General features: G+C 72.9%; 16 protein-coding genes and 3 tRNA genes. 15 read left to right on the top strand and 4 right to left on the bottom strand.

Annotated features, from left to right (window positions below; translation table 11 throughout):
- The first annotated feature begins 43 nt into the window (after positions 1–43).
- The 4 genes from E1293_RS01980 (at position 44) to E1293_RS01965 (ending at position 1,890) form a co-directional block, all read left to right on the top strand.
- On the top strand, positions 44–1,411 hold the full coding sequence (locus E1293_RS01980) for a protein kinase domain-containing protein (RefSeq protein ID WP_132193132.1): 1,368 nt from the start codon (positions 44–46) through the stop codon (positions 1,409–1,411).
- A gap of 217 nt (positions 1,412–1,628) precedes the next feature.
- Positions 1,629–1,702: transfer RNA gene (locus E1293_RS01975), tRNA-Leu, on the top strand.
- A 5-nt stretch (positions 1,703–1,707) separates the two neighbouring features.
- Positions 1,708–1,780 (top strand) — tRNA-Leu (locus E1293_RS01970).
- A 26-nt stretch (positions 1,781–1,806) separates the two neighbouring features.
- Positions 1,807–1,890 (top strand) — tRNA-Tyr (locus E1293_RS01965).
- Between the two features lie 40 nt (positions 1,891–1,930).
- On the opposite strand, the gene E1293_RS01960 is transcribed toward E1293_RS01965, so the two are convergent.
- Positions 1,931–5,326, bottom strand: a complete 3,396-nt coding sequence (locus tag E1293_RS01960; RefSeq protein ID WP_279472862.1) for a WD40 repeat domain-containing serine/threonine protein kinase — start codon at positions 5,324–5,326, stop codon at positions 1,931–1,933.
- A 312-nt stretch (positions 5,327–5,638) separates the two neighbouring features.
- On the opposite strand from E1293_RS01960, the gene E1293_RS01955 reads away from it, so the two are divergent.
- The 6 genes from E1293_RS01955 to E1293_RS01930 are packed head-to-tail and all read left to right on the top strand — an operon-like array spanning position 5,639 to position 10,406.
- Positions 5,639–6,226, top strand: a complete 588-nt coding sequence (locus E1293_RS01955; protein WP_243715961.1) for a TetR/AcrR family transcriptional regulator — start codon at positions 5,639–5,641, stop codon at positions 6,224–6,226.
- Between the two features lie 10 nt (positions 6,227–6,236).
- Entirely contained in the window at positions 6,237–7,433 is a 1,197-nt protein-coding gene (locus tag E1293_RS01950) for a cytochrome P450 (RefSeq protein WP_207938623.1), read from the top strand.
- The gene (locus E1293_RS01945; RefSeq protein WP_132193126.1) at positions 7,434–8,213 is read left to right on the top strand and encodes an SDR family oxidoreductase; all 780 of its coding nucleotides are present in this window, start codon (positions 7,434–7,436) and stop codon (positions 8,211–8,213) included.
- Positions 8,210–9,628, top strand: coding sequence for a cytochrome P450 (locus E1293_RS01940; RefSeq protein WP_132193124.1), 1,419 nt, complete (start codon positions 8,210–8,212; stop codon positions 9,626–9,628). The genes E1293_RS01945 and E1293_RS01940 overlap by 4 nt, the downstream gene beginning before the upstream one ends.
- Positions 9,625–9,855 (top strand): ferredoxin, encoded by a 231-nt coding sequence (locus E1293_RS01935; protein WP_132193122.1) that lies wholly within the window; start codon positions 9,625–9,627, stop codon positions 9,853–9,855. Before E1293_RS01940 ends, E1293_RS01935 begins: the two co-directional genes overlap by 4 nt.
- Complete coding sequence (locus tag E1293_RS01930) at positions 9,852–10,406, top strand: Cif family virulence factor (RefSeq protein ID WP_243715960.1); 555 nt, start codon at positions 9,852–9,854, stop codon at positions 10,404–10,406. The genes E1293_RS01935 and E1293_RS01930 overlap by 4 nt, the downstream gene beginning before the upstream one ends.
- Here E1293_RS01930 and E1293_RS01925 read toward each other — a convergent pair whose 3' ends face one another.
- Positions 10,407–10,856, bottom strand: a complete 450-nt coding sequence (locus E1293_RS01925) for a DUF3515 domain-containing protein (protein ID WP_341770169.1) — start codon at positions 10,854–10,856, stop codon at positions 10,407–10,409.
- Positions 10,849–11,082 (bottom strand): Lrp/AsnC family transcriptional regulator, encoded by a 234-nt coding sequence (locus E1293_RS01920; RefSeq protein ID WP_121435375.1) that lies wholly within the window; start codon positions 11,080–11,082, stop codon positions 10,849–10,851. The genes E1293_RS01925 and E1293_RS01920 overlap by 8 nt, the downstream gene beginning before the upstream one ends.
- Positions 11,083–11,215: 133 nt before the next feature.
- Here E1293_RS01920 and E1293_RS01915 point away from each other — a divergent pair, with 133 nt between their 5' ends.
- The 3 genes from E1293_RS01915 (at position 11,216) to thiD (ending at position 14,002) form a co-directional block, all read left to right on the top strand.
- Complete coding sequence (locus E1293_RS01915; protein ID WP_132193118.1) at positions 11,216–12,136, top strand: thiamine-phosphate kinase; 921 nt, start codon at positions 11,216–11,218, stop codon at positions 12,134–12,136.
- 102 nt (positions 12,137–12,238) lie between these two features.
- Positions 12,239–13,147 (top strand): cellulose binding domain-containing protein, encoded by a 909-nt coding sequence (locus tag E1293_RS01910; protein WP_132193116.1) that lies wholly within the window; start codon positions 12,239–12,241, stop codon positions 13,145–13,147.
- A 54-nt stretch (positions 13,148–13,201) separates the two neighbouring features.
- Positions 13,202–14,002 (top strand): bifunctional hydroxymethylpyrimidine kinase/phosphomethylpyrimidine kinase, encoded by an 801-nt coding sequence (gene thiD / locus E1293_RS01905; RefSeq protein ID WP_132193114.1) that lies wholly within the window; start codon positions 13,202–13,204, stop codon positions 14,000–14,002.
- Positions 14,003–14,146: 144 nt separating this feature from the next.
- On the opposite strand, the gene rpmB is transcribed toward thiD, so the two are convergent.
- On the bottom strand, positions 14,147–14,341 hold the full coding sequence (gene rpmB, locus E1293_RS01900; protein ID WP_132193112.1) for a 50S ribosomal protein L28: 195 nt from the start codon (positions 14,339–14,341) through the stop codon (positions 14,147–14,149).
- A 215-nt stretch (positions 14,342–14,556) separates the two neighbouring features.
- On the opposite strand from rpmB, the gene E1293_RS01895 reads away from it, so the two are divergent.
- On the top strand, positions 14,557–16,155 hold the full coding sequence (locus E1293_RS01895; protein WP_132193110.1) for a DAK2 domain-containing protein: 1,599 nt from the start codon (positions 14,557–14,559) through the stop codon (positions 16,153–16,155).
- A gap of 33 nt (positions 16,156–16,188) precedes the next feature.
- Complete coding sequence (locus E1293_RS01890) at positions 16,189–16,965, top strand: OB-fold nucleic acid binding domain-containing protein (protein WP_243715958.1); 777 nt, start codon at positions 16,189–16,191, stop codon at positions 16,963–16,965.
- The last annotated feature ends 18 nt before the right edge of the window (positions 16,966–16,983 follow it).

The following is a 16,983-nucleotide window of genomic DNA, read 5'->3' as shown; positions in this document are numbered from 1 at the left end:
GCCAGGCTTGTACGGCCGAGCCCCGTCCCGAGGAGAACCTCCCGTGCCGCACCCCGACCTGCCGGAACGCATCGGGCCCTACCGGATCGTGGACCGGCTCGGCGAGGGCGGCATGGGCACGGTCTACGCCGGCCTGGAGGAGTCCGGGCGCAAGGTCGCCATCAAGGTGATCAGGCGGGAGTTCGCCGCCGACCGGCAGTACCGCGCCCGGTTCGAGGCGGAGGTGGCGGCGGCGCAGCGCGTCCGCCCGTTCTGCACGGCGCCGGTCCTGTCCGCCGACCCCGCCGCGGACCCGCCCTACCTGGTGACCGAGTTCGTCAACGGCCCGAGCCTGGACGCCGCCGTCGCGAAGGAGGGGCCGCTGCGCGGCGCCGACCTGGAGGCCGTCGCCGTCGGGATCGCGACCGCGCTGACCGCCATCCACGACGCGGACGTCGTGCACCGGGACCTGAAGCCCGCCAACGTGCTGCTGTCCACGTTCGGGCCGCGCGTCATCGACTTCGGCATCGCCCGCTCCATGGACGGGACGCGGCTCACCGCGACCGGCGGCATCGTCGGCACGCCGTCGTTCATGGCCCCCGAGCAGTTGGACGGACGCGGCGCCACCCCGGCGTCCGACGTGTTCGCCTGGGGCGCGACCGTGGCGTTCGCCGCACGCGGCGGCCCGTGCTTCGGCGGCACCTCGCTCCCGGCCGTCATCCACCAGATCGTCAGCGGCGAGCCCGACCTGAGCGGGCTGGAGGGCACACTGCTCAGCGCCGTCCGGGCGGCGCTCACCAAGGACCCGGCGCGGCGCCCGTCCGCGCAGTCGCTGCTGGACGGCCTCATCTCCAGCGGCGTCCGGGAGCAGCAGGCCGCGCCGTCCCGGCCGCCCACGCAGGCGCCGCCCGTGCACACGTCCGCGACCTTCCCGCCGCCGGCGCTCGCCGCGGGCGAGGCGGCGGCGCTCGTCGAGCGCCAGTACCGGCAGGCCGCGCAGGCCGGCGACCCGGCCGCGATGCGCAGCCTCGCCGTGCTGCTCAGCGGGCAGGGCCGGGGGGCCGAGGCGGAGACCTGGAGCCGCTACGCCGCCGCGGTCGAGTCCCGCCCCGACATGTACCGGCAGCAGACCGGCTACCACGGCCAGCCCACGCAGGCGCCGCACCAGTACCAGGCCGCGCACCATCCGCACGCCCGGCCGCCCCTCAACAGCCTCGCGATCTACGCGGCGTGCATGGGCGCGATCGGGCTGATCACGTGCGGGCTGCCGTCCATCCCCGCGATCGTCGCCGGCCATGTGGCGTGGGTGCGGCTGCGGCGCAAGGGGCAGCGCGGGCTCGGCCTCGCGGTGACCGGCATCGCGCTCGGCTGGCTCATGATCGCGTTCTGGGCCCTGGTCGCCTACGGCTCGACCCTCCCGGACGAGCCCTGACCGTTAAATGCGTTGCGGCGGATCGCCCGCCGGTGGCACCGTAGACGACGTCAGCCCGTCCAAGACGGAGCACTTGAGAGGAGGACCGGCCATGGCTCTGGAGCAGTATCGACTTCGACTGCCCTCGGCGTCGCACGCCCGCCCCGGCCGGTATCCCGTCTCCTAGAGACTCCCCGGCCGAGCCGCCGCGAGTGACGCCCGACCTCGCGATCTCCTTGCGGCTCTACTCCAATCGGTAGAGAGGCCACTCTCAGGAAGTGGATGTTCCGGGTTCGAGTCCCGGGGGCCGCACGCATGCCTCCGTAGTCCAACGGTAGAGACAGCGGCATGAGGTGCCGTGTGGTGCAGGTTCGAATCCTGTCGGAGGTACGAGCGGGCCGGACCGGCCCGCGCAAGGGGCGGCGCCGACGTCCGGAGAGTCGGGCCTGGCTGTAACCCAGGTGCCTCGCGCTGAGTGGGTTCGAATCCCACCCGCCCCACCGACCCGCACAGCTCGTCAGAACAGGAACGAGCGACGGGTCAGGGACGCACCTTCTGGAATTCGATTCCGGTGGGCACGTGCTGGTCCCACTCCTGAGGTGTCAGCGTACGGCCGGCCACTGCGCAGACGGCGCCGACAAGGTTGGTGGGGGTCGCCACGTCCCAGAGCCACGTTGTGCCATCGGCGCTGTCGGTGGACAGGTCGTCGCTGACGGTGGCGAGGGTGCGGCCGTCCGGCCCGAACACCACCGAGCTGATGTTGCCGATGTTGGGGGTGAGAGGTGTGCCGATCTGGCGGCGGGTCTCCACATCCCACAATCGCGCTGTGTCATCTTCGCTGCCGGTGGCCAGGGTCCGGCCGTCCGGACTGAAGTCGACGGATCGGATGGGGCCGGTATGGCCTGTGAGGGGGGTGCCGATCTGGCGGCGGGTCTCCACATTCCACAACCGCACCGTGCCCTCGCTATAGCCGCCGGTGGCCAGGGTGCTGCCGTCCGGGCTGAAGGCCACCGAGGCGACGTCGACGGCCTTGAGGGGTGCGCCGGCCTTGCGGCGGGTCTTCACATTCCACAACTGCACCTTGTCGCCACCGCCGGTGACCAGGATACTGCTGTCCGGGCTGAAGGCCACCGAGTTGACGAGGTCGGTGCCGTCGCGGATAAGGGGCGCACCGATCGGTCGGCGGGTCGGCACGTCCCACAGCCGCACCGCTCCGCCACGCCTGCCGCGGGTGATGGCCAAGGTACGGCCGTCTGGGCTGAAGGCCATCGACTTGACCGGACCGATGTCGCCTTCGTTGAGGGGTTCGCCGATCTGGCGGCGGGTTTCCACATTCCACAATCGCACTGTGCCGTCGTCGTCGCCGACGGCCAGGACAGGGCCGTTCGGGCTGAAGGCCACGGGGCCGAAGCCGTTGAAGAGGGGGTCGCGGTTGCTGGTGAGGGGTGCGCCGATCTGGCGGTGGGTGCGCATGTTCCACAATCGCACCGTGCCGTCCGCGCTGCTGGTGGCCAGGATGCGGCCGTCTCGGCTGAAGGCCGCCGAGTTGATGGGGTCGGTGTGGCCGGTGAGGGGGACGCCGGACAGTGAACGTGCCCCCACATCCCACAGTCGCAGTATGCCCATGTAGCCGCCGACGGCCAGGGTATGGCCGTTCGGGCTGAAGGCCAGCGGATTGATGTCGGCCCTTCTCTGGGGTGCGGCGAGGGGTGCGCCGATTTGGTGGTGGGTGTGCACGTCCCACAGGCGCACCGTGTCGGCGCCGCTGGTGGCGAGGGTGTGGCCGTCTGGGCTGAAGGCGACTGAGTTGATGTCGGTGTTGGTGAGGGGTTCGCCGGTCGGTTGGCGGGTGCGCGCGTCCCACAGCTGTACGCCGTCGGCGCCGCTGGTGGCGAGGGTGTGGCCGTCTGGGCTGAAGGCGACTGAGTTGATGTCGGTGTTGGTGAGGGGTTCGCCGATCGGTTGACGAGTGCGCACGTCCCACAACCGCATCATGCCCTCAAAGGCGTTGGTGACGGTGGCCAGGGTGCGGCCGTCCGGGCTGAAGGCCAGCGCGGAAACGGTGTTGCGGGAGTCGGGGTCGACGGTGAGGGGTTCGCCGATCGGTCGGCGGGTGCGCGCATCCCACAACCGGACCGTGCCGGCGCCGCTGCCGGTGGCCATAATGCGGCCGTCCGGGCTGAAGGCCACCGTTTCCGCGCCGGTGTGAAGGACGGCGCGCTCCGGTTTGGCGAGGACGTTGAGGAGACCGGCGCGGCTTTCCGGGGTTTCCTGAATCCGCCAGGCCGCCGCGGCGAGGAGGGCCGATACCGTCGGATCGTTGGTCTGTCCGCTTTTCGTGACGAGTTGGCGGGAGACGATGGCGTCGCGCTGGCGGGTGGCGTTGTCGCGCTGCTGGGCGGCGTTCTGTTGTGCCCGGATCGCCCATCCGGTCGCGGTGAGCGACAACAGTGTGGTGATGGCCAGCACCAGGGCGGCGGCGCGGGTGCGGCGGGTACGGATGGTCTGGGCACGGGTGCTGGCGTCCAGCAGGCCGCGTTCGATCCGGTTGAGAGACGGCCGGCGCCCGGTGCTGGCCCAGCCCACGGCGTGGTCCAGGTAAGCGCCTGTCAGCACGTCACCGCGGCGCTGCCCGTTGTCATCCCAGACACGTGCGGCCTGGCGGATGCGATGATGGACGGGTAGTTCCTGGCGTTGTTCCTCGACCCAGTCCCGCAGCCGGGGCCACGCTCGCAGGACCGCCGGCCGAGCCAGAACGATCTGCTCGGGAGCGCGCCGGCCCTCCCGCTCGCCTGTGTGTTCGCCGTTGCCGGTCAGCAGGGGCGCGAAGGCCCGGACCATCCGCTGCAGCGCCTCCCCTTCGGCGGGGTCCTGGCGGTCGAACAGTTCCGCGACCGGCACCGGGCGGGTGGACAGGCCCGCGCCTTCGCCGGGCACCACGCATCGCAGGAAGACTTCCGGGACCAGCCTCTGCTCGTCGGGCGGCAGGGCGGTGTAGGCGTCCTCGGCGAGCTTGCCCAGCGCCGGGTCACCCGGCTCCCACCCGCTGAACGGCCCGGCCTGCGCGACTCCGATGCCCACCAGGTCTGGTGGATCGCCGACCCCCTTGTGCGGATCACTGGTCAGCGCCGCCAAGATCGCCCGCGCCGACGGCCGTTCCAGCGGATCCTTGGCCAGCGCCGTCGCCACCAGCTTGCGCAGCGGGTCGGGCAGCACGGTCAGGTCGGGATCGTGGGTGCGGATCTGGTAGGCGATCCCGGGCAGGTCGGAGCCGGTGAAGGCATGCTCGCCGGTCGCGGCGAACACCATGATCGCGCCCCAGGCGAACACGTCGGCCTCGGCCCCGGCCCGCTGTCCGGCGTACACCTCCGGGGCCATGTACCGCAGCGTCCCGACGAACCCGCTGCCCCGGGTGGCCGAACCGGTGTCCAGCACCCGCGCGATCCCGAAATCGATCAGCCGGGGGCCATCGGGGCCGAGCATGATGTTGCCGGGCTTGAGGTCGCGGTGCACCACCTTGGCCTGGTGAATGGCCGTCAGCGCGGTGGCGATCCCGATGCCCAGCCGGTACAGATCGTCCCCGCCGAACCGTCCCGACCGCTCCCCGGAACCGGTGACGGCAGCCTGCAGGCTCAGCCCATCGATGTACTCGCTGACGATATAGGGCCGCGGCGGCTCCAGCCGCACTTGCACGATCTTGGCGGTGCAGAACGAGGCGACCCGCTGCGCCGCACGCGCCTCGGCCGCCATCTGCGCCAGTTCCGCCGGCGACTCCTGCGCCCCGTGCAGCACCTTGATCGCCACCCGCGTCCCGTCGGGGCCGTAGGCGTCATAGACCACGCCCTGCCCGCCGGCGCCCAGCCGGCCCGCCAGAACTCCCCGATCTGCCCCGGATCCCCGGACTCCAGTCGATCCACCAACTATGACCCCTTCCATCACCGACCGCAGCGAGCATCGCACCCCCAGCAACACCCACTGGGACGCCGCCGATCCGAACAGAGTTCGCCACGAAACGGACGGACACTCCGCCGGAGCTTTCACCAGCCGCAATGCAAATGATGGCGAGCGCCCGCCGGCGCACGCGGCGCGCGGTGAACGCGGCCATCGCCGGGGCCGGGCCGGCGCTGCTCGTGATCGGAGCCGTCAGCCTGCATCGCCGGGCGGACGACGTCTCCACGGGGCGATCTGGTGCCCTGAGCACGCGCCGGTCATTGCGTGCCGGCTTTTTCTGAACTAATGTCTGGACACGTGTCCGGCAAACAGGATCTGACGACCGAGCCCACCCGGCGCCGCCTCACCGAGCGGCAGGCCGACACGGTGCGGCGGCTCACCGACGCCGCCGTGGCGGAGGTCGGCGAGTCCGGCTACGAGGGGCTGACCGTCCGCAACGTGGCCCGCCGCGCCGGGGTCGCGCCCGCGACCGCCTACACCTACTTCGCCTCCAAGAACCACCTGATCACCGAGGTGTTCTGGCGGCGGCTCAGCGCCCTGCCCCCGGTGGAGGCGGACGGGGCGTTGCTGGAGCGGGTGACCGGGACCCTGCGCGAGATCGCGCTGCTGGTGTCGGACGAGCCGGAGCTGGCGGGCGCGTGCACCACCGCGCTGCTCGGCACCGACCCCGACGTCCGCGAGCTGCGGGAGCGGATCGGCGTCGCGATCCGCGAGCGGCTCCGCGCGGCGCTGCGCGACCACGACGACCCCAAGATCCTCGGCGCGCTGGAGCTGGCCTACACCGGCGCGCTGGTGCACGCGGGCATGGGCTACACCTCCTACGCCCGCATGGCCGACCGGCTCGCCGAGATGGCGGAGCTCATCCTGCCCGACCCCCCGGAGTGAGGTGACGGCCGTGGACCCTGCCGCGCAGGTCTCCTACAGCCCGTTCGACTACGCCGTCCATGAGGACCCCTATCCGCTCTACGCGCGCCTCCGCGAGGAGGCGCCCCTGTACCGCAACGACGAGATCGGTTTCTGGGCGCTGTCCAGGCACGCCGACGTCGCGGCGGCCTTCCGCGACCACGCGACGTTCTCCAACTCCCACGGCGTCTCGGTGGAGCCGAGCGCCTGGGGCCCGCAGGCGCATCGGACGATGTCGTTCCTGGCGCTCGACCCGCCCCGGCACACGCGGATGCGGGCGCTGGTGTCCAAGGGCTTCACGCCGCGGCGGGTGAAGGAGCTGGGCGAAGGCATCCTGGCGCTGACCCGGCGCCACCTGGAGCCCGCCCTGGAGAAGGGCGAGTTCGACTTCGTCTCCGACTTCGCCGGGCTCCTGCCCATGGACGTCATCTCCGAGATGATGGGCGTCCCGGAGGCCGACCGGACGGAGGTGCGCCGGCTCGCCGACACGGTCGTGCACCGGGAGGAGGGGCTCAACGACGTCCCGCCCGCCGGGATGGACGCGGCGCTCACCCTCGTCGGCTACTACCAGGACATGGTCGCCGAGCGGCGCCGCAGGCCGGCCGGCGACCTGACGTCGGCGCTGCTGGACGCCGAGGTCGACGGCGACCGGCTGGCCGACACCGAGATCATCGCGTTCCTGTTCCTCATGGTCGTCGCCGGCAACGAGACCACGACGAAGCTGCTGGCCAACGCCCTGTTCTGGGGGTCGCGGAACCCGGAGCAGGCCGCCAAGCCGCTCCGCGACCCGGCCCGCGTGGACGACTGGGTGGAGGAGACGCTCCGCTACGACACCTCCAGCCAGATGCTCGCCCGCAAGGTCGTGCAGGACGTCGAACTGCACGGGCGGCAGGTGAGCGCGGGCGACCGGATGCTGCTGCTCGTCGGGTCGGCCAACCGCGACTCGCGCGTCTTCGACGAGGCCGACGCCTACGACCTCGACCGGGACACGTCGCAGCTCGTCAGCTTCGGCGGCGGGCGGCACTTCTGCCTCGGCGCCAACCTGGCCCGGCTCGAGGCCCGGATCGCGCTGACCGAGCTGGTGCGGTGCGTGTCGTCCTTCGAGGTCGACGAGGCGCGGGCCGAGCGGGTCCATTCGGTGAACGTCCGCGGGTTCGCCTCGCTGCCGGTTCGTGTGGGGGTGCGGTAGATGCCGCGGTTCGATCCTCATCCCGAGCGGCGTCCGGCCGTCGTCACTGGCGCGTCGTCCGGCATCGGCGCGGCGACCGCCACGGCCCTGGCGATGGCCGGGCATCCGGTCGCGCTCGGCGCGCGGCGCACCGGCAAGTGCGAGGAGCTGGCGGCCACGATCCGGGCCGGCGGGGGAGAGGCGTTCGCGCACCCGCTGGACGTCGGCGACTCCGACTCCGTCAAGGCGTTCGCGGCGGCGGCCGGCGACGCGCTCGGCCCCGCCGAGGTCGTCGTGTCCAGTGCGGGCGACCTGGCCGCCGGGCGCATCCACGAACTCGACTCCGCCGAGTTCCTCGCGCAGCTGCAGGTCCACCTCGTCGGAGCGCACCGGCTCGTGTCGCACTTCGTCCCGCAGATGGTGGCGCGGCGCCGCGGCGACATCGTGTTCATCTCCTCCGACACCGTCCCCGAACCGCGCTCCTGGACGGGTGCCTACGTCGCGGCCAAGAACGGCGTGGAGGGGATGGCCCGCACCATGCAGATGGAGCTGGAGGGGACGGGGGTGCGGGCGTCGATCGTCCGGCCCGGCCCCACCGCGACCGGCATGGGCATGACGTGGGACGCGGAGACGACCGGTGCCGTCCTGGAGGACTGGGTGAAGTGGGGCCACGCCCGCCACCCGTACTTCCTGCGCCCGTCCGACGTCGCCGCCGCCGTCGCCGCGGTCGTCGCGACCCCGCGCGGCGCCCATCTCCGGCTCGTCGAAGTACAGCCCGAAGCCCCCTTGGAGGAATCATGACCGCTCTGGTGGAGCCGCGCGCCGTGTCGGGCGGGCCCGACCATCTGGAGGAGCTGCGGTCCGACCCGATCGGGCTGATGCGCCGCGTCCGCGACGAGTGCGGCGACGTCGGCGAGTTCACGCTCGCCGGGCGGCGCGTCGTGCTGCTGTCCGGCGCGGAGGCCAACGAGTTCTTCTTCCGCGCCCCCGACGAGGTGCTGGACCAGGCCGAGGCGTACCCGTTCATGACGCCGATCTTCGGGGAGGGCGTGGTCTTCGACGCCACCCCCGAGCAGCGCCGCGAGGCCCTGCACAACCAGGCGCTCAAGGGCTCGTTCCTGAAGGGGCACGCCGCGACGATCGCCGCCGAGGTCGACCGGATGGTCGCCGGCTGGGGCGACGAGGGCGAGATCGACCTGCTCGACTTCTTCGCCGAGCTGACGATCTACACCTCGTCCGCGTGCCTCATCGGGCGCAAGTTCCGCGAGCAGCTCGACCACCGGTTCGCCGACCTGTACCACGACCTCGAACGCGGCACCGACGCGATCGCCTACGTCGACCCGTACGCCGACATCGAGAGCTTCCGGCGGCGGGACAAGGCGCGGGCCGCGCTCGTCGCCCTCGTCCAGGGGATCATGGACGGCCGGCCTCCGAACCCTCCCAAAGAGGACCGCGACCTGCTCGACGTCCTCATGTCCATCCGGGACGAGGACGGCACGCTCAAGTTCGACGCCGACCAGGTCACCGGCATGTTCATCTCGATGATGTTCGCCGGGCACCACACCACGTCCGGCACCGCCGCCTGGACGCTGATCGAGCTGCTCCGCCACCCGGACGTCCTGGACGGCGTCGTCCGCGAGCTGGACGAGCTGTACGACGACGGCCGCGAGGTGTCGTTCCAGGCGCTGCGCGCCATCCCGAAGCTGGAGTCCGCGGTCAAGGAGGCGCTGCGGCTGCATCCGCCGCTGATCCTGCTGCTGCGGGTCGCGCAGTCCGACCAGGAGGTGCTCGGCCACCGCATCCCGGCCGGCACGATGGTCGGCTGCAGCCTCGCCGTCTCCAACCGGATCGAGTCCGACTTCCCGGGCGCCGACGCCTTCCGCCCGGAGCGCTACGCCGCGCCCCGCGAGGAGGACCTCCTCAACCGGTGGACGTGGGTGCCGTTCGGCGCCGGGCGGCACCGCTGCGTCGGCGCAAACTTCGCGATGATGCAGCTCAAGGCCATCTTCTCGGTGCTGCTGCGGGACTTCGAGTTCGAGCCCGCCCAGCCGCCCGAGACCTACCGCAACGACCACTCGAAGATGGTCGTCCAGCTCGCCCAGCCGTGCCTGGCCCGCTACCGCAGGAGGCTCGATGACCGCAGCGAAGCGAGGATCGCCGGGCCTCCGGACCCGGGGGTCTGGGGGTCGCCCCCCAGAAAGGAAGAGCGGCGGTGAGGGTCGAGGCCGACCTGGACCTGTGCCAGGGACACGCCATGTGCGAGCTGGAGGCCCCCGACGTCTTCGAGGTCCCCGGCAAGGGCCGAGGTGGTAGGTCGGGGTCGGTTGGTCGGGGCCCACAGGTGCGGGTCCTGGACGCCGAGCCGGCGGAGGACCTGCGCGCCGAGGTGACCGCCGCCGTCCGCTACTGCCCCACCCAGGCCCTCAAACTGCTGGAGGCATGATGCCGTCGTTCCCGCGCGAAGAACTCGACGCGATGGTCGAGCACTGGCTGGCCGAGAACCGCCGCTGCGAGGAGGCGGGCGACTGGCGCCCGCTCGCCGACCTCTACACCGAGGACGCCACCTACGGCTGGAACATCGGCCCCGACCAGGACTTCATGGCCGTCGGCCGGGACGAGATCCGCGACATCGCGCTCGGCTCGGAGATGGGCGGCCTGGACGGCTGGACGTACCCGTACCAGAGCATCCTCGTCGACGAGGCCAAGGGCGAGGTCGTCGGGTTCTGGAAGCAGGTCGCCGACGCCAAGCGCCACGACGGGACGCCCTACGAGGTGCTCGGCATCGGCGGGTCCTGGTTCCGGTACGCGGGGGACCGGCGGTGGTCCTGGCAGCGCGACTGGTTCGACCTCGGCAACGTCACGTCCGTGTTCGTCGAGATGATGAAGGCCGGCGTGCTGTCGGACGGGATGAAGCGGCGCCTGGACCGGGCCGCGGCCGGCGAGCCGATCCCCGGCTACTACCCGCGCGGGGAGAGCCCGGTCCCCATCTGGTGATCAGATCTGGCCCTCGGGCTTGGCCGGGATCGTGGCCTTGATCGAGGGACCGAGCTCGATCAGCACGTCCCCGGCCGGGTTGTACTTGGGCGGCACCGTCACCTCGACGTACGCCTGCCGGCCGACCGCGGTGAACGTGACCGGCCGGTCGGCGGGCAGCCCGAACCAGTCGATCCCGTTGATGGTCACCAGCTCGGACGCGGGCCGCAGCGTCGGAGGGCGCGGGACGCCGCAGCGCAGCGCGATCGCGGGCGACCCCCACGCGGCGGTGAGCGGCGAGCCCGGGGAGGTGTCGCGGCGCTTCTGCCCGTGCACCTTCTCGGGCAGCCGCAGCCCCTGGCACAGCCGCTGCGTCGCCGCGCCGGGGCTCGGCACTGGAACCTGGACCGCTCCGTCGCCGCAGGCGGCCGCGAGCAGCGCCGCGCCGAGGGCGAGCGCCGGCTTAGATATGGACGATCGGGCAGGTGAGGGTGCGCGTGATGCCCTCGACCGCCTGGATCTGCGCGACGACGAGCTTGCCAAGCTCGTCCACATTCCGCGCCTCCGCTCGGACGATCACGTCGTAGGGTCCCGTGACGTCCTCCGCCAGGGTCACGCCCGTAATACCGGAGATGTGACCCGCCACCTCGGCGGCCTTGCCCACTTCGGTCTGGATGAGGATGTAGGCCTGCACCATCACGTCCTCCCCGGGCGGAGAATCAACCGTTGGACGGTTCACCGTATCGTGTTACGCGCCGCTGCGGGCGGCCGGGGTACGGCGTGCCCGGTGAGACCGGTGGGAAACGTGCGAACACGGGGGAACGGGGCGAATGGGCACGATCGGTGACCTGGGCGAGTTCGCCCTGATCGGGCGCCTGACGCGGCGGCTCCCGCAGGGCCCCGCGGTCCGGCTCGGGCCCGGCGACGACGCGGCGGTCGTCGCGGCGCCGGACGGGCGCGTCGTCGCCACCACCGACCTGCTCGTGGAGGGGCGGCACTTCCGCCGCGACTGGTCGGGTCCCTATGACATCGGGCGCAAGGCCGCCGCGCAGAACCTCGCCGACGTCGTCGCGATGGGCGCCCGCCCCACGGCGCTGCTCGTCGGTTTCGCGGCGCCGCCCGGCACCGGCGTCGAGTGGGCCGAGCGGCTCTACGACGGGCTCGCCGACGAATGCCGCGTCGCGGGCGCGTCCGTCGCGGGCGGCGACGTCGTGGGCGCGCCGGAGGTCGCGCTCGCGGTCACCGCGCTCGGCGACCTCGGCGGCGCGGCGCCGCTCACCCGGTCCGGGGGGCGCCCGGGGGACGTGGTGGCCGTCCGGGGACGCCTCGGCTTCGCCTCCGCGGGGCTCGCGTTGCTCGCGGCCGGGCGCGACGGGCCCGCGGAGCTGATCGCGGCGCACCGCCGTCCTGAGCCTCCCTACACGGCAGGGGACGAGGCGCGGGCGCACGGTGCCACCGCGCTGCTGGACGTGAGCGACGGGCTCGTCCAGGATCTCGGGCACATCGCCGAGGCCGGCGGCGTCCGCATCGAGGTCGACTCCGCGGCGGTGCCCGTCCCGGAGATCCTCGGGCCGGACGGGCTGCGGCACGCGCTCACCGGCGGGGAGGACCACGGGTTCGCCGCGACCTTCCCGGAATCGGCCGCCCTGCCGCCCTCCTGGAGGACGATCGGGAGGGTCGTGGAAGGGACCGGAGTCCGCGTGGACGGGCGCGACCCGCCCGCCGGTGCATGGGACCATTTCCCGGTGTGAACGCGGGGGTGCACGCTGCGCGTACAGCCGTGTGCGTTTACGTATCCGGTAGGCATGTTTGGTACGGGTTTGGTATACATCCTGTGATCGAAGAAGGATGGGATGGGACGACACTCCAGGGCTGGGCAACCCGGCGACGAACCCGTACCGGGCGCTGAGGCGTCCCAGGGTCCGTACTCCGGCGCTCCCGCCGACCCCTCCTACGAGATCTTCTCCGGGCCGACCGACGACCGCGTTTACGTGTCGCCGCATGACCGGGTCCGGTCAGGCCCGTCCCCGGGTGCGGAACCCCGGAGCGATCCGCGGGGCGCGCAGCAGTTCGACCCCCTGCCGGGGGACTACCCCGGCGACTACCCGGGGGCGCCGTCCGCCACGCTGCCCGAGCAGCCGCGGGGCCTGCCCCCCGATCCGCCCGATCCGCCCGCTCCGCCCGAGCAGCCGGGTCCCGGCAAGGACGCGGCACCGTCCGGCCCCCCGTCCCAGGGGCGCGGCTGGATGAAGTTCGTCTCGGTGCTGCCCATGCCGCTGCTCCCGATCGTCGCGCTGGTCATCGCGGTGGGCATCGTCTCCTACGCGCTCAGCACCCAGCAGATCTCCCTCAACTTCGCGGGCGGCGGCTCCCCGAAGACCACGCAGAACGACCCGCGCGACAGCCAGGTCTCCCAGCGCGGCCCCGGCGAGCGCGCCGGCCGCGGCGCCGGCCGCGCCGACGGCCTGCTGATCGCCTTCCGGGTCGCGTCCCGGGCCCCCGGCGGGTTCAAGGCCACCGCCACCATCGCCAACAAGGGGCAGCGGCCCGTCCCCGCGTGGGCGCTCGCCTTCAAGATCCGCAACGCGTCGGTCACCGCGGTCAGCGGCGGCACCAACGTCCGGACCGGGGAGCTGGCCTTCGTCCGCGGCCGCACCGGCATCGCGCCCGGCGGCACCGTCAGGATCGTCTTCACCGCGCGCGGCACCGCGTCCAAGCCGTACGCCTGCGTGCTCAACAAGCTGCCCTGCGCCTTCGTGTGAGGCCACCGGCGCCTGAGATCGCCGGTTCCGGCACGCCGCCATAAAGTGGGCGGCATGACGCGCACTCCCACGGCCCCGCCCCTCGTCCTCACCATCGCGGGCTCCGACTCCGGCGGCGGCGCCGGCATCCAGGCGGACCTGAAGACCATGCTCGCCAACGGCGTCCACGGGATGAGCGTCATCGCCGCCGTCACCGCGCAGAACTCCCTCGGCGTGCAGGGCTACTGGGAGCTGCCCCCCGAGGCGGTGCGCGCCCAGCTCGACTCGGTGCTGTCCGACATCGGCGTGCACGCGATCAAGACGGGGATGCTCGCGTCCACCGCCCTCGTCGAGATCGTCGCCGCGGCCCTCGCCGCGTCGGACGCGCCCGCCGTCGTCGACCCGGTCGGGGTCTCCAAGCACGGCGACTCGCTGCTCGCCCCGGACGCCGTCGCCGCCGTCCGCTCGGCGCTGCTGCCCGCCGCGACCGTCGTCACCCCGAACCTGTACGAGGTCGAGCAGCTCACCGGCGTCAAGGTCGTGGACGAATCGGGGATGCGGGAGGCGGCCGAGGCGGTCAAGGCGCTCGGCCCCGCCTGGGTGCTGATCAAGGGCGGGCACCTGCCGGGCGAGCCCGCCGACCTGCTGTTCGACGGGGAGCACGAGCGGCGCTTCACCGCGCCCCGGCTCGACAACCGGCACACCCACGGGACCGGCTGCACGCTCGCGTCGGCCATCGCGTCGCAGCTGGCGCTGGGCGAGGACGTCCCGGCGGCCGTGGCGAAGGCGAAGGAGTACGTGACGGGCGCGATCGCGGCGGGCTTCCCGCTCGGCGCCGGCATCGGGCCCGTCGACCACGCCTGGCGCCACCGCTGACAGCCCTCGGCCCCGGCCCATGCCGGGCCTCTGTCCGGCCGGTGACGAGACCGGCCGGAGGCGCGATGCGGGGCATGCAAAAAGGCCGACTCACCGGATGGGTGAGCCGACCCGAGTGCCGAGCCTGAATCCGCCGCGGGGCGGTCAGACCGTGGGCTTGACGACCTTGCCGGCCTTGATGCAGGACGTGCAGGCGTTGATCCGCTTGGTGGTGCCGTTCACGACGGCGCGCACGCGCTGGATGTTGGGGTTCCAGCGGCGCGGGGTGCGGCGGTGCGAGTGGGAGACGCGCATGCCGAAACCGGGTCCCTTGCCGCAGACGTCGCAGACGGAAGCCACGGGAAACTCCAAGTGGTGTCGATGCTCTGAACCGGAACGCCGCCCGGTGCCGCCGCGGGCGGGCCGGGCATCATGGACGCTCACCGATGAGCGCCTCGGACGAGGCGCATGGATCAGAGTAGCCGACTGCCCGTCGGCTAGGCGAATCGGACGGCGGCCGGAATGACGGCGACCGGAGCACGGCGTGCGAAGCTTGCGGCGGGGAGAGGAGCACTGTGGGGCAGTCCGATCGACGTGCCGTCCTCGACGGCGGGACGGTGCGGCGCTGGTGCAGGCTGGCGGCGGACGCGCTCGGCCGCACCCGGACCGAGATCGACGCGCTCAACGTGTTCCCCGTCCCGGACGGCGACACCGGCACCAACCTGCACCTGACCGTGATCGCGGCGGCGGACGCGCTCGACGAGCTGGCGCCGGACGCCGCCGGCGCCGACGCATGGCGGGCGCTCTCCCAGGGGGCGCTGCTCGGCGCCCGGGGCAACTCGGGCGTGATCCTCAGCCAGGCGTTCCGGGGCCTCGCGGACGTCCTCGGCCCGCTGGCGGCGCCACCCGACGGCACCGCCTTCGCGGGGGCCCTGGACCACGCGTCGGGGCTCGCGCGCGGCGCCGTCGAGCACCCCGTGGAGGGGACGATCCTGAGCGTCCTCGCCGAAGCCGCCACTGCCTGCGCGGCGGCCCCGGACCTCACCGAGGCCGCCCGAGCCGCCTCCGCGGGAGCCCGGCAGGCACTGCGCCGCACGACGGGCCAGCTCGACGTCCTGGCCCGCAGCGGCGTCGTCGACGCGGGCGCCGCCGGCCTCTGCGTCGTGCTCGACGCCCTCGTCGCGGTGCTCACCGAGGAGTATCCCGAGCGGTACGAGATCCCGGCCCGCGCCTCCGGGACGTCCGCGCCCGCGGCGGAGCCGCCGGAGCCGCAGGGCCCCGGCTACGAGGTGATGTACCTGCTGGACGCGCCCGACGACGCCGTCCACACCCTGCGGGAGCGGCTCGACGGCCTCGGGGACTCGCTCGTCGTCGTGGGCGGCGAGGGGCTGTGGAACGTCCACGTCCATGTGGACGACGCCGGGGCCGCGATCGAGGCGGGCATGGCGGCGGGCCGCCCGCACCGCCTCCGCGTCACCTACCTGCACGCCGCCGGTGGGCCGCACGCGCCGCACACCGGCCGCGCGGTGATCGCCGTGACCGCCGCCGACGGGCTGGCCGCGCTGTTCGAGGAGTGCGGCGCGCGGGTCGTCCGGCGCGAGCCCGGCGCCGTCCCGCCGCTCGCGGTGCTGGCCGACGCGATCCTCGCGGCGGGCGACGAGGTGACCGTCCTGCCGAACGAACCCGAGGTCCTCTCCCTCGCCGAGGCCGCCGCGGAGCGCGCCCGCGACGGCGGAGCGCGCATCGCGGTGGTGCCGACGAAGGCGTCGGTCCAGGGCATGGCGGCGCTCGCGGTGCACGACCCGCTGCGCCGCTTCGCCGAGGACGTGATCGAGATGACCCGCGCCGCGGGCGCCACCCGCTTCGGCCACCTGGAGGTCGCCGCAGAGGAGGCGGTGACGAGCGTCGGCCTGTGCCAGCCGGGCGACGTCCTCGGCCTGATCGAGGGCGACGTCGTGACGATCGGGGCGGACGTGGCGGGCGTGGCGGGCGCCCTGCTGGACCGGATGCTGTCCGGCGGCGGCGAACTGCTCACCCTGATCGCGGGCCGGCACGCGCCGCCCGGCCTCGCCGCCGCCCTCGAAGGGCATCTGCGCCGCGCGCACCCCGACGTGGAGACCGGCGTCTACGACGGCGGCCAGGAACGCTACCCCCTCCTCATCGGCGTCGAATGATTCCCGTCGCCCCCATGGGCTAGAAAAGACGACGTGGCGAATCTCGACGAGCCGTTGCGCAAGGTCCTCGGCGACAAGACGGCCAAGGCGCTGGAGAAGGGCCTCGACCTGCACACGGTCGGCGACCTCCTGCACCACTACCCCCGCCGCTACGCCCACCGCGGCGAGCTGACCCAGCTCAGCGGCCTGCAGGACGACGAGCACGTCACGGTCATGGCGGAGGTCGTCAAGGTGCAGGGCCGCACCCTGTCCCGCAACCCCGGCTACGTCCTGGAGATCACCGTCACCGACGGCACCGGCGAGCTGAAGCTCAGCTTCTTCGGCCGCAAGGGCTCCTACCGGCCCGAGAAGGACCTGTCGCCCGGCACCCGCGGCCTGTTCGCCGGGAAGATCAGCACCTACCGGCCGCGCAGCGGCAGGCCCGTGCGGCAACTGGCGCACCCGCAGTACAAGGTCGTCCACGAGAAGGCCGAGGAGGCCGCGCAGGAGTGGGCGGACGAGATCATCCCGATCTACCCGTCCACGAAGTCGCTGCCCATCGAGGCGATCAGCACGTCCGTCGAGACCGTCCTGTCCCAGCTGGACCTGCCCGCCGACCCCGTGCCGGCGGCCCTCCTCCAGCGCCGCGGCCTGATCGGCCTCCGCGACGCCTACGACGGCATCCACCGTCCCCGCACATGGGACGAACTGGGCCGCGCCCGCAAACGCCTCAAGTGGGACGAGGCGTTCGTCGTCCAGATCGCCCTGGCGCAGCGCCGCATGGCCGCCGCGGCCCTGCCCGCCAAGCCCCTGTCTCTTATACACATCTGACGCTGCCGACGACTAGTC

The organism is Actinomadura darangshiensis (assembly GCF_004349235.1).
Classification (GTDB): Bacteria; Actinomycetota; Actinomycetes; order Streptosporangiales; family Streptosporangiaceae; genus Spirillospora; species Spirillospora darangshiensis.
The sequence above is the reverse complement of the archived record's forward strand: the minus strand, read 5'-3'. Positions and strand labels throughout refer to the sequence as shown.